Origin of the sequence: Ochrobactrum sp. AN78, from assembly GCF_029909885.1 — a bacterium.
In the GTDB taxonomy this organism is placed as follows: Bacteria; Pseudomonadota; Alphaproteobacteria; order Rhizobiales; family Rhizobiaceae; genus Brucella; species Brucella quorumnocens.
Genome location: NZ_JASAMU010000006.1, coordinates 235,111 through 248,406, shown reverse-complemented (window position 1 = coordinate 248,406; position 13,296 = coordinate 235,111). Strand labels below are relative to the sequence as shown.

Here is a 13,296-nt window from a genome sequence, read left to right as displayed (position 1 = left end):
TTTACCCTCGATATGTCTGTCCTGTCAGCGCGGCATGGGCGGTTCACTCCCCAATATGCTGTCCGCCCGATAAGGGACCGCGCTAAAGGTAATTTTAAGTAAGGAGAATGCTATGCGCACTCTTAAGTCTCTTGTAATCGCCTCGGCTGCGCTGCTGCCGTTCTCTGCAACTGCTTTCGCAGCTGACGCCATCATGGAACAACCTCCTGTTCCAGCTCCTGTTGAAATGGCTCCACAGTCCAGCTGGGCTGGTGGTTACACCGGTCTGTACCTCGGCTACGGCTGGAACAAGGTAAAGACCAACACTGACGGCGCTATCAAGCCTGATGATATGAAGGCTGGCGCATACGCTGGCTGGAACTTCCAGCAGGACCAGTTCGTATACGGTGTTGAAGGTGATGCAGGTTATTCCTGGGCAAAGAAGTCCAAGAACGGTCTGGAAGCCAAGCAGGGCTTTGAAGGCTCGCTCCGTGGCCGTCTTGGTTACGACCTGAACCCAGTTATGCCTTACATCACCGCTGGTGTTGCTGGTTCGCAGGTTAAGCTCGACAACGGCATTGAAGACGAAAGCAAGTTCCGCGTTGGTTGGACTGCTGGTGCCGGTCTGGAAGCTAAGCTGACCGAAAACATCCTTGGTCGCGTTGAATACCGTTACACTCAGTTCGGTAACAAGACATACGATCTCGGTACTGAATCGGTCCGTAACAAGCTCGACACCCACGATATCCGCGTTGGCGTTGGCTACAAGTTCTAATTACTTCGTAATTGGACAGAAAAACCGGGCAGTTTCCTGCCCGGTTTTTTATTGCGCAAATTTTATTGTCTGAATTTTTAACCGTGGGGCAGGAGCTTCGAAAGTTCCGGATGCAGTTCTTCAAAGCGCTTCATCCAGCGCTTAAGTTTTGGGCGACCACGCTCCCATTTGCCTTCAAAGCGCAGGCCTAAGTAACCCAACGTGGCTGCCACAGCCAGATGTCCGCCATGAAGCTTGCCAGCAAGGCGAGGCGGAGCTTCATTCAAAAGATCGAGTGCGCGTTCCGCCTTACGCCATTGCAGATCAAGCCATGGCTGGTGCACTTTTTCTTCCGGACGCATACGGCGTTCATAAACATGCGCGAGCAGAACATCGGACAAGCCATCCGCAATCGCTTCAAAACGTTCCGCGTCGGTGCGCTTTTCAGCATTGCGAGGGAAAAGCTTGCTGCCCGAAACACGGTTCAAATACTGCATGATCGCGCGGCTGTCGAAAACCGATTTGCCATCATCCGTAACCAATGTCGGAATCTTGCCAAGCGGATTGGCGTTGATGAGGGTTTCCGGTTCTGCAGAGGTTGTAACCATCACACTTTCAAATGGAATATCCGCATGATGGGCGGCCATACGCACCTTCGCGCTATACGGCGAGGCGGGTGAATAGAGAATCTGTGTCATATTCATTCCTGAGTGAGAAATTATCGAGAGCATTTCTGGCAGAATTGCGAAGCAATTTTGCGCAGGATAATGCGCAGAAACAAAAGCGAGTGCGGTTTCAACGAGCCGCGGGCATCATAACGGATCGGCTGCGACAAGCATTGTTATTGACCTGCTCGCAGGCACGGAATTTGAGGTCTTTGGTCATGCAGATGCGCACTTCCTGAAGATAGTTGCTCTTGCAGGATATAGACACGCCGTCAGGCTTCATGTCAGGATTTGCCGCAATAAATGCCTTTTCAACAAGTAACGGATCAACACGCCGGTTTCCAGCCATACTCCGGAGGCTCGGCGGAATGTTCACGTGCTGATAGGCTTGGCGAACAGTCGCGAAATAATCGTTCTGGGAGAGGCCAGAGCAGCTTCCATGCTTGCGCCACTGGTGCGCAACTAGCCCTGTTGACGGCATGATATCGGAAACGCTTGAAACAATTTGGCGGGGAACAAAGCTGCCACGGCTGCGTACATTGTCAAACTGACAATTTGCTGGATAACCCCACTCGTTTTGCGGCCAAAGGCCATGAACCACAAAGCCAAACGGACGCCTGGTGCCGCATTGCTGCTTGTTTGCTCTTGGACCCTCTAGAGCACAATAGCTAGGAGACCAGGAAAGAGACAGCACGTAAAAATCAAAATCACCGGGGCGATTATTGCCCCGGTCCTGCGCCATTACGGGTAGCGCTGTAAAAGAAGTGGCAAGAAGGGCGGCTGATAGTACCGCCAGTTTGCGCAGCATGATGTTCACGATCAGCGCAGAACGCGGCAGCTTGCGTCGTAGACAAACCAGCGGTCGAAGCCGTCAACGCAGAATTCTACATTCTGGCCTACACCGGCAAACCCCTGTCCTTCTTCTACCATGTACCAAACCGAACGGTACTGACCATCGCTGAGAACCGCAGTGGCCTTGCAATAGGTGCGTTCGATCTGAGCTGGATTGTTCTTTGGTTCATAACGGGTGAGGCGAACATCGCTCATGGCCGAAATACCAACCTGCGGCAGGTTCGGAACATTGCGGACCTGATAACCAAAATCAGCAACGACACTGCGCAAAACGCCTTGCTGGCTGCAAAGACCGGCATCGCCGACGGATGCTGGTGCCGATGTCAGATAGTCAGCGGCGCTTGCGGGCAGGGAAGCGAACGTCAGGGGAAGAACCGAAGCGGCCAGAAGGGCTGCCCGAGAAAACTGTCCGATGCGATCCAACTTGCGTTGCATGTCTCTATCCTGTCTCACAATTCGAGCATGAAGCTCGTTTTTCCAAACTTGTCTGGGCGCAGTTTCATTCAGCAATTGGAAACGGTCAAGTACGATCCGTCTCACCGCGTATCCATTGAATGCTGAAATTGCCCCCCTTTTCTTCGCTAAGCAACTTGGTAAGGCAGGGAAGCAGGATTTGCATCTCACTTTCCAGTGTAAAGGGCGGGTTCACGACAATCATTCCTGTGCCATCAAGACGAGGTTCCAGTGACTGCGCGCGAATCGCAAGTTCGATCCGCATGATTTTCGGAATCTCTGTTTCGCGCAGACGCTTCGAAAACCGCTCCGTCTCTTTGCGGTCCTTCACCGGATACCAGAACGCATAGGTTCCACCGGGAAAGCGCTTGTAGGCCTTAACGAGCCCATCCACGAGACGGTCGAATTCGCCTTCTATTTCAAACGGCGGATCAACAAGCACAAGCCCACGCTTTTCCTTGGGCGGCATATGCGCACCAAGCGACAGCCAGCCATCAAGTTCAATGACGCGCGCCTGATAATCGCCATCAAACAGCTTTGCCAGCTTTTTGGCATCTTGCGGGTGCAGCTCAATCGCTGAAAGACGATCCTGCTTGCGCAGCAGGTGTCTCGTCAGGAGCGGTGAGCCTGGATAATGCTTGAGCTTATTTCCTTTGTTCACCGTACGAACTGTGTCGAGATAAGGCTCAAGCAGTTCTATCGCCGCTTGTGGAATTTCTCCTTTTTCGACCGCATCCATCACACGACTGATACCGCCGGTCCACTCGCCGGTTTTCTCAGCTTCAGTGCCGCGCAGATCGTAAAGACCGATACCCGCATGGGTATCAATCACACGAAAGGCCTGATCCTTGCGCTTGAGATATTCAACGATGCGGGAAAGGATGACGTGCTTGACGACGTCAGCAAAGTTCCCGGCGTGATAGGCGTGACGGTAATTCATGTTCGCGCTTGTTTCATGCCTCGTCGCTTTCGGCAATATCCCAGCTCAGTTAAATATGACATAAAACTGTCATCATCCGCTCTCATCTGAGTCGAGCTTTGCATGTCTGGTAGTGTTCTGCTGATAGTCCTTTGTGGCGCGTTTCTTCACGCAAGCTGGAATGCTATCGTAAAGGGGAGTGGCGACAAGTTTTTCGCAGCAGCCAGTGTTACTGGTGCAGCGGGATTAGTCGCTGTATTTTTCTTACCCTTTTTGCCGCTGCCGCATCCGTCGAGCTGGATATTTATTGGCCTATCGACGATCACGCAGGCCTTTTATATGTCGCTGGTTGCTGCCGCCTACAAATCGGGCGACATGAGCGAAGCCTATCCGATTATGCGCGGAACGCCGCCCCTGTTGGTGGCGCTGGTCAGCGCGCCACTGATTGGCGAAGTGATGGGCTGGCGTAGCTGGATCGGCGTAATCCTGATCTGTTCGGGCGTTCTGGCTATGGCGCTAGAAGCAAGGCGTCGTAACGGCGGCACTTCCAGCAAAACTGCTCTGATTGCTTTAGCCAATGCGGGCTTTATCGCAGCCTATACCATCATTGATGGCGTTGGGGTGCGCGCGTCGGGCCATACCTTGTCCTATACGCTGTGGTTGTTTCTGATAAATGCCTTCCCGCTCACTGGCTGGGCGCTCTATCGTGAGCCGGATCGGTTTCTAAACTATGTGCGTAACCGCTGGCGTCCATCGCTGGTTGGAGGGCTAGGGACATTGGGCTCATACGGCCTTGCCCTGTGGGCGATGACAATGGCGCCGATTGCAGTAGTCGCAGCTTTGCGAGAGACAGCGATCCTGTTTGGTGTGCTGATTTCTGCATTCATTCTCAAAGAGAAAGTCGGCTTGCCACGTTTTCTGGCTGCCGGTCTCATTGTGTTGGGTGCTATCACCTTACGGCTTTCATAAAAATTTATTTCGTCGCAGGTGGTTCAATCCATCAGAAATTCGTTTCTGCCAAAGCGAGCTTGCGCTAAAAAAGCTTTATGACCCAGCTATCATCCAGATCGAACATCAAAATCGGACATTCAGCTTGTCCACATGATTGCCCGTCCACTTGCGCGCTTGATATTGAGCTACTGGATGAGCGCACTATTGGCCGTGTGCGCGGCGCGAAGGATAATAGCTACACTGCGGGTGTGATTTGCGCCAAGGTCGCACGCTACGCGGAACGTGTTCATCACCGTGACCGCTTGAAGCATCCGCTCATTCGTACTGGCCGCAAAGGCGAGGGCGAATGGAAGCAGGCCTCATGGGATGCGGCGCTTGATCTGATTGCAGAACGCTTTCTCAAAGCCGAAGAAACATATGGCAGTGAAAGCGTCTGGCCCTATTATTACGCGGGTACAATGGGGCTGGTGCAACGAGATTCCATCAATCGCCTGCGTTTTGCCAAGCGTTACTCGAACCAGTTCGACAGTTTCTGCACCAATATGGCATGGACTGGCTATTTTGCCGGAACCGGAAGTCTGACAGGCCCAGACCCGCGCGAGATGGCAAAGGCCGATGTGGTTGTCATCTGGGGCACCAATGCTGCAGCCACACAGGTCAATGTGATGACCCATGCAGTGCGCGCTCGAAAAGACCGCGGTGCCAAGATCGTCGTCATCGACATCTACGCCAATGCCACCGTCCGACAGGCGGATATGGGCATTGTGCTCAAACCCGGTTCCGACGGTGCTTTCGCTTGCGCTGTCATGCATGTTCTGTTCCGTGATGGTCTTGCCGACTGGGATTATCTTAATCGCTACACCGACGACCCCAGGGGGCTGGAAGCACATCTTGGTCCCCGCACACCTGAGTGGGCAGCTGAAATCACCGGCCTTAGCGTCGAAGAGATTGAGGCGTTTGCGCATCTGGTGGGTAAGACCAAGCGGACTTATTTCCGCCTTGGCTATGGTTTCACACGCCAGCGTAATGGTGCGGTCAACATGCACGCAGCTGCATCAATTGCCTGTGTGACCGGCGCATTTTTATATGAAGGCGGCGGCGCATTCCATTCCAATTCCGGCATATTCAAGATGGACAAGCGCGAGATCGAAGGTCGCGCGATGCAGGATATGAATATCCGTTTCCTCGATCAGTCCAAGATCGGGCGCATTCTGACGGGTGATAGCGAAGCGCTTTATGGTGGTCCACCAGTGACCGCGATGCTGATCCAGAATACCAATCCGATGAATGTGACGCCGGAGCAGCGTCTGGTGCGTGAAGGTTTTGCTCGCGAAGACCTTTTTGTCGCTGTGCATGAGCAGTTCATGACAGATACGGCCAAGATGGCCGACGTCGTTCTGCCTGCTACGACCTTCCTTGAACATGACGATATTTATCGTGGCGGCGGTCAGCAGCATGTGGTGCTTGGGCCCAAGTTGATTGAACCGCTTGCGGAGGCGCAGCCGAACATCTTTGTGATCAACGAACTTGCAAAGCGGTTAGGCGTTGCGCATTTGCCCGGCTTCGACCTTGATGAGCGCACGCTGATCGACAATATGAATGCCAATAGCGATCTCCCGCATTTCGATGAACTGAAGGAAAAGCGCTTTGTCGATTTGCAGCCGCCATTTGAGGAAGCGCATTACATTAACGGCTTTAACTGGCCGGATGGCAAATACCGCTTCCGTCCCGACTGGACTGGAAGCCCATCGCCCAACAAACCGCCGGAAGTCATGGGTCTGCAAGGACCGCATCAGTCGATGCCGGAATTTCCAGATTATTGGAATGTGATTGAGGCTGTGGATGCAGACCATCCATTCCGCCTTGCAACATCGCCAGCGCATAATTTCCTAAATTCGACATTTGCCGAAACGCCCACATCGCTTGCCAAGGAAATCAGGCCAGAGCTTCTCATCCACCCGGACGACGCGGCTGATCTTAATATCACTGATGGTGAGCGGATTGAAATCGGCAATCATCGCGGTGAAGTCGTGCTTCATGCCGTACTGCGCGCTGGTCAAAAACGCGGCGTGGTGGTGTCGGAGGGTATTTTTCCGAATTCCACATTTGAGCGCGGTGAGGGAATTAATACTCTGATTGGGGCCGAGCCAGCTGCCCCTTATGGTGGTCTGGCGGTTCACGACACCAAGATCTGGGTCAAGAAAATCACTGGATAATAAAAGCCCGCGCCGAACAAATGCTCGGCGCGGGCTTTTGTATTTATCAAGTTGATTAGCCTGCGTAGTTCAGCTTGAGCTTGGAAAGGCCAACGGCTGCGTTGAGACCTTTCTGACCCTGAAGCGAGATAGGCTGCAGGGAGATCGTCTTCCACGAGCCACCGGTCAGAATGTTGGTGCCGGCGCCGATGCCAATCGCGGCATTTGCCGAAGCGCCGACGTAACGGCCCTTCAATGCGCCTTCAGGGCGAACGGTTGGTGCCCAGACGGCCCATGCAATCGTGCCGCCATTGATGAAGCCTACATCAACGCCGATCTTAGTGATATTGCCGGTGTAACGTTCAACTGGGCCACGACCGTGAACAGGGCTGAACACACAATCCACATCCTGCTGGCTACCGATGATGACACCGATTGCAGGCGAAATATCGCAGGTGAGGGTGCCAACTTCCGAACGCGGCTGGGTGCGACCTGAGCCGGGAGGCGCTACGAAGTCAGCAGCAAGGGCAGGTGCGGTGATTGCGATGCCCGAAACGACGGCCATCGCCGACAGGAAGGAAGTCGAAAAACGGAGAGACATGATGTTGTCCTCTAATAAAACACAATACAGAAAGAGACGCTTATGCGACTCTCAAGGGATGCCGAAGCAAATCCCCTTACGCACTGGAATTAGGGCATTTTCACGAGAATTAAAGTTTTGTTAACGAAAAAATTCGGGTGTGATGAATTTGTCGCGCTTAATCATCTGTTTAGGCTCAGGCACTGATCACCATTGCATCGAGTGACAATCCAGTTTTCAGCTCGCCACCAGCAAACTTTTTGAGCGCATCTGCGTATATTTTGTGTTCTGCTTTCAGCACGCGTGCGGCGAGGCTGTCTTCAGTATCGCCGTCAATAATCGGAACGGCAGCCTGTGCCAGAATAGGCCCTTCATCCATACCTTCTGTTACCAGATGCACGGTGCAGCCTGCTAGTTTCATGCCAGCATCAATCGCACGCTGATGCGTGTGCAGGCCGGGAAACAGCGGCAGCAGAGAAGGGTGAATATTGAGGATACGCCCCTCATAAGGTGCAATGAATTTACCGGACAGAAGCCGCATATAGCCCGCAAGGCAAATGATATCCGGGTTAAGTAGCGCAAGAGCTTCAAGGATTGCATCTTCATGTGCATCCTTCGAGGCATATTCCTTGCGGACGAAAACTTGCGTTACGATACCAGCGGCTTGTGCTTTCGCCAGGCCACCAGCATCAGACTTATCGGAAAAGACTGAAACAATTTCAGCCGGAAAATCGGGTGTTTGAGCAGCTCGAATCAGCGCCTCCATATTGGAGCCGCCGCCCGAGATGAAAATAACGACCCGCTTGTGGCTCATAGTGCCAGTGTACCCTGATATACAACGCCTTCACCTTCGCGCTTAACCATGCGGCCGAGCGTAACGACGTTTTCGCCTTCGGCGGCGAGGCTAGCTACCACTTCATCAACCTTGTCAGGCATGACAACCGCAATCATGCCGACGCCGCAGTTGAAAGTGCGCAGCATTTCGAGTGGCTCAACGCCGCCGGTCTTGGCAAGCCAGGAGAACACGGCTGGCACCTTGATTGCGTTGAGATCGATTTCTGCAGCAAGACCGTCCGGCAGAACACGTGGAATGTTATCCGGGAAGCCACCGCCAGTGATGTGTGCCAGGGCCTTGATGCCATCCGAAGCGCGGATTGCAGCCAGTAGTGACTTCACATAGATGCGGGTAGGCTCTAGCAGAGCTTCGCCAAGCGTTGCTCCAGACTGGAATGGTGCATCGGATTTCCAGCCAAGGCCGGACATTTCAACAATGCGACGCACCAGCGAGAAGCCGTTGGAATGGACACCTGACGAGGAAAGGCCGAGAATGACGTCGCCCTCGGAGATATCGCCGCGTGGCAGGAGACGATTGCGTTCTGCAGCACCAACCGCAAAACCGGCCAGATCGTAATCGCCATCGCGATACATGCCGGGCATTTCAGCGGTTTCACCACCGATCAACGCGCAACCAGCCTGAAGACAACCTTCGGCAATGCCGGAAACGATAGCCACACCTTGATCAGGCGACAGCTTGCCAGTTGCGAAATAATCGAGGAAGAAAAGCGGCTCCGCACCCTGAACGACGAGATCGTTCACGCACATGGCCACAAGGTCGATGCCGACCGTGTCATGCTTGTCCGCATCGATAGCAATTTTGAGCTTGGTGCCAACGCCATCATTAGCCGCAACAAGAACAGGGTCGGTAAAGCCTGCAGCCTTGAGATCGAACAGACCACCGAAACCACCAATTTCACCATCAGCACCTGGACGGCGCGTGGAGCGGACAAGCGGCTTGATCTTGTCGACCATCAGGTTGCCTGCATCGATATCGACACCAGCTTCCGCATAAGTCAGTCCATTTTTCTTGGCGGGGTTATTCTCAGTGGTCATCACCTGCTCCTGAAACTGGCCTGAAACGGGGCTGTGCCCCTTTTGGGGAATATTTACCGGCGCAATGACATGAGATTGCTTGTCCTGCAAGGCCGAGAGGCTGGAAAAGCGCAAAACAGCGTAGGAATCTGCCGAAATTTTGGGTGGTGTGGATTTAGTGTAACCTGTCGATGCACGGCGAGCGGCTCACTCATAATCATTGCAATCTTTTTGCGACGATCTAACTATCTTTATCTGCCTGCGCTTACGAGAATAGTAACATCGTCATATTATAGTTGAGACGCAGGAAATATCTTTGCAGAGAATGGATCAATATGGCCAAGAAACCAGCGCCTGTGCGTGACACGACGAGTAAGACGATACAGCAGTCAGAGGCTGTGGCACGCGATGGCGATATTCACGTGAATGTGGAAGTGGGCGGCTTTACCGGTTCTGTCGTCCGCCGTCAGGCCATGTTCTGGACCTGTACCGTTGCGATATTCCTACTGTTTCTTGTGGTTTTCAGCCCAGTTTTGCTGCCATTCGTAGCGGGTATGGCGCTGGCCTACTTCCTTGATCCTGTGGCCGACAGGCTGGAGCGGTTAGGGCTATCGCGACTGGCCGCAACAATTGTCATTCTGCTCATCTTTCTGATGATCCTGGTCATAGGGCTGATGATTATCATCCCGATTCTGGCAACACAGCTCGCGGATTTCATCTCCAAACTGCCGGATTACATCTCGCAGCTTCAGGCTCTGATGGCCAACGAAAATTCCGGTTGGCTGAAGCGCTATATCGGTATCGATAGCTCTGTCATTCAAGAAAATCTCAGCACGTTGCTGCAACAAGGCGCCGGTTTCCTCTCCACATTGCTCCAGTCCCTGTGGAATTCGGGGAAATCTCTCATTGATATTGCGGGTCTTTTCATAGTTACGCCGGTGGTTGCATTCTACATGCTGCTCGACTGGGATCGCATGGTTGACCGCATCGATTCATGGGTTCCGCGCCGGCAACTTTACACCGTCCGCGGCATTGCGCGCGACATGGATGCAGCAGTGGCTGGCTTTGTGCGCGGGCAGGGCACGTTGTGCCTCATTCTCGGCACCTATTATGCTATCGGCCTGACCCTGACGGGGCTTAATTTCGGCCTGCTTATTGGCTTTTTCGCAGGCCTTATCAGCTTCATTCCTTATATCGGATCCTTCGTCGGTCTGACACTCGCAATCGGTGTTGCGCTCGTTCAGTTCTGGCCTGATTGGGTCATGATCGTGGCTGTTGCCGCGGTGTTTTTCCTGGGCCAGTTTGTCGAGGGAAATATCCTCCAGCCGAAGCTCGTCGGCTCGTCTGTAGGCCTACATCCTGTCTGGCTGATGTTTGCTCTGTTCGCTTTCGGTTCTCTGTTTGGCTTCACTGGGATGCTGGTCGCAGTGCCAGCTGCTGCGGCTGTCGGGGTGCTTGTGCGGTTTGCACTGAATCGCTATCTCCATTCTCCGATGTACGACCCGGTCTATAAGCGCCCTCATTCCGATGCAGGGCCGCTGATCGAGGCTGGCGAGAATACAGGCAAAGAGAAATGAAATTGATGCGTAACCGGGCCAGATTTTCAGGAGCCAGACATTCTGGAGGCAGCGATGAGTGACGCGCCGCGTCAGATTCCGCTCGCTCTTGAGCATCAGCCCGGTTATCACCGCGAAGACATTATCGTCACGGGGTCAAACCGTGCGGCTGTGGATTTGATTGATCGCTGGCCGAACTGGGTTGCCCCGGTTGTGATCCTTGCCGGACCAACGGGTGCGGGTAAAACACATCTCGCAGAAGTCTGGCGTGCAGCAACAGGCGCGTTGTTGGCTGACCCTAAATCTATCAGCGAGAGTGTGGTGCATGGTGCCGCCGAATATCCTGTGCTGATTGATAATATCGGTGGTGCGCGTTTTGACGAAACGGGCCTGTTTCATCTCATCAACAGCGTTCGTCAGAATGCCGCTCTTGGGCCCGGACCTTCGCTTCTGATGACCTCGCGTCTCTTGCCTGCAAACTGGAAGGTCAAGCTCCCTGATCTGGCATCGCGCCTTAAGGCGGCGACAGTTGTCGAGATTGCGGAACCCGACGACATGCTGCTCGGTGGTGTCATTCACAAGCTTTTCGCCGACCGACAGATCAGCGTTGAGCCACATGTGGTCAGCTATTTGGTGAGTCGGATCGAACGCTCACTTTTGTCTGCAATACAGATTGTGGATCGCCTTGACCGCGCGGCTCTTGAACAGAAGACTCGTATAACCCGCACGCTTGCGGCACAGGTCTTGTCAGAAGCCGGCCACGGTGAGGGATGAAGATAGCCGTCACCGGAGCCAGCGGATTTATCGGAAGCGCTGTTCTGCGCGAGCTGGTCGGCAATGGACACGAAACCCTCGCTCTTTCACGCAATGCGCTTTTGGCGCCACACTTTGATGGCGTTGATGCGGTCATTCATTGCGCTGCACTTGCGCATCGCACAGGCGCTGAGCGACCACAGGCGGATGAGTTTGACACTGTCAATCATCGCCTGACAGTCGAGCTTGCGGAACAAGCCAGACAGGCCGGTGTACGCCGTTTTATCTTTGTCTCAACAATCTACACGATTGCAGGCAATCCATCGCCGTTAATGCCGGATATGCCGTTTTCACCGCGTGATGATTACGGCCATGCCAAAGCAACGGCCGAAGCAGCATTGCTTGCGATGCGTGGCATTGAGGTGGTTATTGCGCGTCCGGTACTCGTTTATGGCCCAGATGCACGGGCCAATCTGCGCGCTTTAATGAAGCTTTGCGACACAGGACTACCGCTTCCCTTTGGTTTGGCCGACAACCGGCGCAGTTTTGTCTCGCTGGAAAATGTGGCGCGTGCATTGGTGTTTCTCGTCAATGCAAAAAAAGATCAGGTTTCAGGCCAAATTTTCCATCTTGCCGAGCCAGAACCCCGCTCAACCCGCGAACTTGTCTCAAAAGCCCGCAAAGCAATGGGCCGTCCGTCACGGTTGCTGCCGGTGCCAGCCTTTCTTATGAAGGTTTTGCTGACGCTTGTGGGCAGACAGACGCTTTATGAGCAGCTGTTCGGCGACATGGTCGCCGATACCTCGTCGCTGCTCGCAATTGGCTTTGACTATCTGCCGGGTGATCCGCAAATCGCAGCCATGGCAACAGCCGCACAGAAAATCTAGTTTTTCTGTCCAACGGCCATTGGCGGCTGAATGCGCGCCTTCTGCACGACAGGTGCCGCTGGAGTTGGTGCTTGCGTCTTCTTGGCAATCGAGCCGGTGGTCATCATCTGTGCGCTTTCGGGCTTGTTACGGCCACCGAGCAACTGATCTTCATGAACCCAGCCAATGATATTGGTTGAAGGCACGACCACGCGATGCCACTTGCCGGTCTTACCGTAGGAGCGCATTTCGCGACCCTTCTCGACTGTACCGATAGCCGGTGAGCGATCCCATGCGTTCTTGTGAATGGTGAGTTTTGCCTTGGCATAAATCACCGATGGAGAATGAGCGGCCGTATTGGTGCCGCGCGGTGGCATCGGCAATGCGCGTGCGGATGCTGGGGGAGGCGGCGGTGGAGCCACTTTCTGCGTCGCCATTGTGGGCTTTGAAACCTCAATTGCGGCTTGCTGCACAGGCTTGGCCGGTGCCGGCGCTACCAATGCGGCCGGGCGTGGCACAGGACCCACCGCGCCAGCATAATCTCTGCTTTGCGACTTCTTTTCGACCACTGCCTTCTCGGCAGGTTGTCTGGCTTCAACCTTGGCAGGAGCAGACGAAGTGGTTGTCGGGACAGTGCGCTGGAACAAGGCGGTCAATGCTGCTTGCGGGCTTTTATGCTGAGCTGTTGCCCACAGGCTAAACGCACCCAATCCCAAAATAGCGCCAAGCGCCAGAATTGGTGCTGATGAACCTGAACTGTTCTTGCGCCCGGTAGAACGCCCGGTTGAGCGTTTTGTCGGGCGGGAACTCCGTTTCCGTGGCGCCATTTTTCATGTCCCCTGTCCGAATCGCGACAGGAAGACACTACCGAGTCTTCCTTCGCATTTCGTTACCAGGGTTTTTA

At 54.0% G+C, this 13,296-nt stretch carries 14 protein-coding genes; 6 read left to right on the top strand and 8 right to left on the bottom strand.

All coding sequences use genetic code 11. The features are described from left to right. Nucleotides 1–112 precede the first annotated feature (112 nt). Nucleotides 113–754, top strand: coding sequence for an outer membrane protein Omp25 (gene omp25, locus QBD00_RS13735; RefSeq protein WP_095446350.1), 642 nt, complete (start codon nt 113–115; stop codon nt 752–754). A gap of 77 nt (nt 755–831) precedes the next feature. On the opposite strand, the gene QBD00_RS13730 is transcribed toward omp25, so the two are convergent. From QBD00_RS13730 to QBD00_RS13715, 4 genes are all read right to left on the bottom strand, one after another. After that, nucleotides 832–1,431 carry a glutathione S-transferase gene (locus QBD00_RS13730; protein ID WP_318579766.1) on the bottom strand — a complete coding sequence of 200 codons (600 nt, stop codon included), beginning with the start codon at nt 1,429–1,431 and terminating at the stop codon, nt 832–834. A 97-nt stretch (nt 1,432–1,528) separates the two neighbouring features. Beyond that, complete coding sequence (locus QBD00_RS13725; protein WP_264233692.1) at nt 1,529–2,206, bottom strand: ribonuclease T2 family protein; 678 nt, start codon at nt 2,204–2,206, stop codon at nt 1,529–1,531. Nucleotides 2,207–2,217: 11 nt separating this feature from the next. Beyond that, nucleotides 2,218–2,685, bottom strand: coding sequence for a hypothetical protein (locus QBD00_RS13720; RefSeq protein WP_095446353.1), 468 nt, complete (start codon nt 2,683–2,685; stop codon nt 2,218–2,220). A gap of 85 nt (nt 2,686–2,770) precedes the next feature. Continuing rightward, nucleotides 2,771–3,643: a 23S rRNA (adenine(2030)-N(6))-methyltransferase RlmJ gene (locus tag QBD00_RS13715; protein ID WP_095446354.1), complete on the bottom strand. Its 873-nt coding sequence runs from the start codon at nt 3,641–3,643 to the stop codon at nt 2,771–2,773. 102 nt (nt 3,644–3,745) lie between these two features. Here QBD00_RS13715 and QBD00_RS13710 point away from each other — a divergent pair, with 102 nt between their 5' ends. Then, on the top strand, nt 3,746–4,591 hold the full coding sequence (locus tag QBD00_RS13710) for a DMT family transporter (RefSeq protein ID WP_095446355.1): 846 nt from the start codon (nt 3,746–3,748) through the stop codon (nt 4,589–4,591). Between the two features lie 77 nt (nt 4,592–4,668). Then, nucleotides 4,669–6,789 (top strand): molybdopterin oxidoreductase family protein, encoded by a 2,121-nt coding sequence (locus QBD00_RS13705; protein WP_318579765.1) that lies wholly within the window; start codon nt 4,669–4,671, stop codon nt 6,787–6,789. Nucleotides 6,790–6,844: 55 nt separating this feature from the next. Here the strand turns inward: QBD00_RS13705 and QBD00_RS13700 are convergent, their stop codons facing one another. From QBD00_RS13700 to purM, 3 genes are all read right to left on the bottom strand, one after another. Then, complete coding sequence (locus QBD00_RS13700) at nt 6,845–7,369, bottom strand: DUF992 domain-containing protein (RefSeq protein WP_095446357.1); 525 nt, start codon at nt 7,367–7,369, stop codon at nt 6,845–6,847. Nucleotides 7,370–7,544: 175 nt separating this feature from the next. Continuing rightward, on the bottom strand, nt 7,545–8,162 hold the full coding sequence (gene purN, locus QBD00_RS13695) for a phosphoribosylglycinamide formyltransferase (protein ID WP_318579764.1): 618 nt from the start codon (nt 8,160–8,162) through the stop codon (nt 7,545–7,547). Continuing rightward, on the bottom strand, nt 8,159–9,238 hold the full coding sequence (gene purM / locus QBD00_RS13690; RefSeq protein WP_318579763.1) for a phosphoribosylformylglycinamidine cyclo-ligase: 1,080 nt from the start codon (nt 9,236–9,238) through the stop codon (nt 8,159–8,161). Before purM ends, purN begins: the two co-directional genes overlap by 4 nt. Before the next feature lie 314 nt (nt 9,239–9,552). Between purM and QBD00_RS13685 the strand changes: the two genes are divergently transcribed. Genes QBD00_RS13685 through QBD00_RS13675 form a run of 3 tightly spaced genes read left to right on the top strand, consistent with a single transcriptional unit; the run spans nt 9,553 to nt 12,413 of the window. After that, a complete protein-coding gene (locus QBD00_RS13685) occupies nt 9,553–10,794 on the top strand; it encodes an AI-2E family transporter (RefSeq protein WP_191793040.1) in 1,242 nt (413 codons plus the stop codon). A gap of 42 nt (nt 10,795–10,836) precedes the next feature. Then, on the top strand, nt 10,837–11,547 hold the full coding sequence (gene hdaA / locus QBD00_RS13680; protein WP_191793064.1) for a DnaA regulatory inactivator HdaA: 711 nt from the start codon (nt 10,837–10,839) through the stop codon (nt 11,545–11,547). Beyond that, entirely contained in the window at nt 11,544–12,413 is an 870-nt protein-coding gene (locus tag QBD00_RS13675; protein WP_095446361.1) for an NAD-dependent epimerase/dehydratase family protein, read from the top strand. The genes hdaA and QBD00_RS13675 overlap by 4 nt, the downstream gene beginning before the upstream one ends. On the opposite strand, the gene QBD00_RS13670 is transcribed toward QBD00_RS13675, so the two are convergent. Continuing rightward, nucleotides 12,410–13,219, bottom strand: coding sequence for a hypothetical protein (locus QBD00_RS13670; RefSeq protein WP_318579762.1), 810 nt, complete (start codon nt 13,217–13,219; stop codon nt 12,410–12,412). The two genes, QBD00_RS13675 and QBD00_RS13670, sit on opposite strands and share 4 nt — an antisense overlap. Nucleotides 13,220–13,296: the final 77 nt, after the last annotated feature.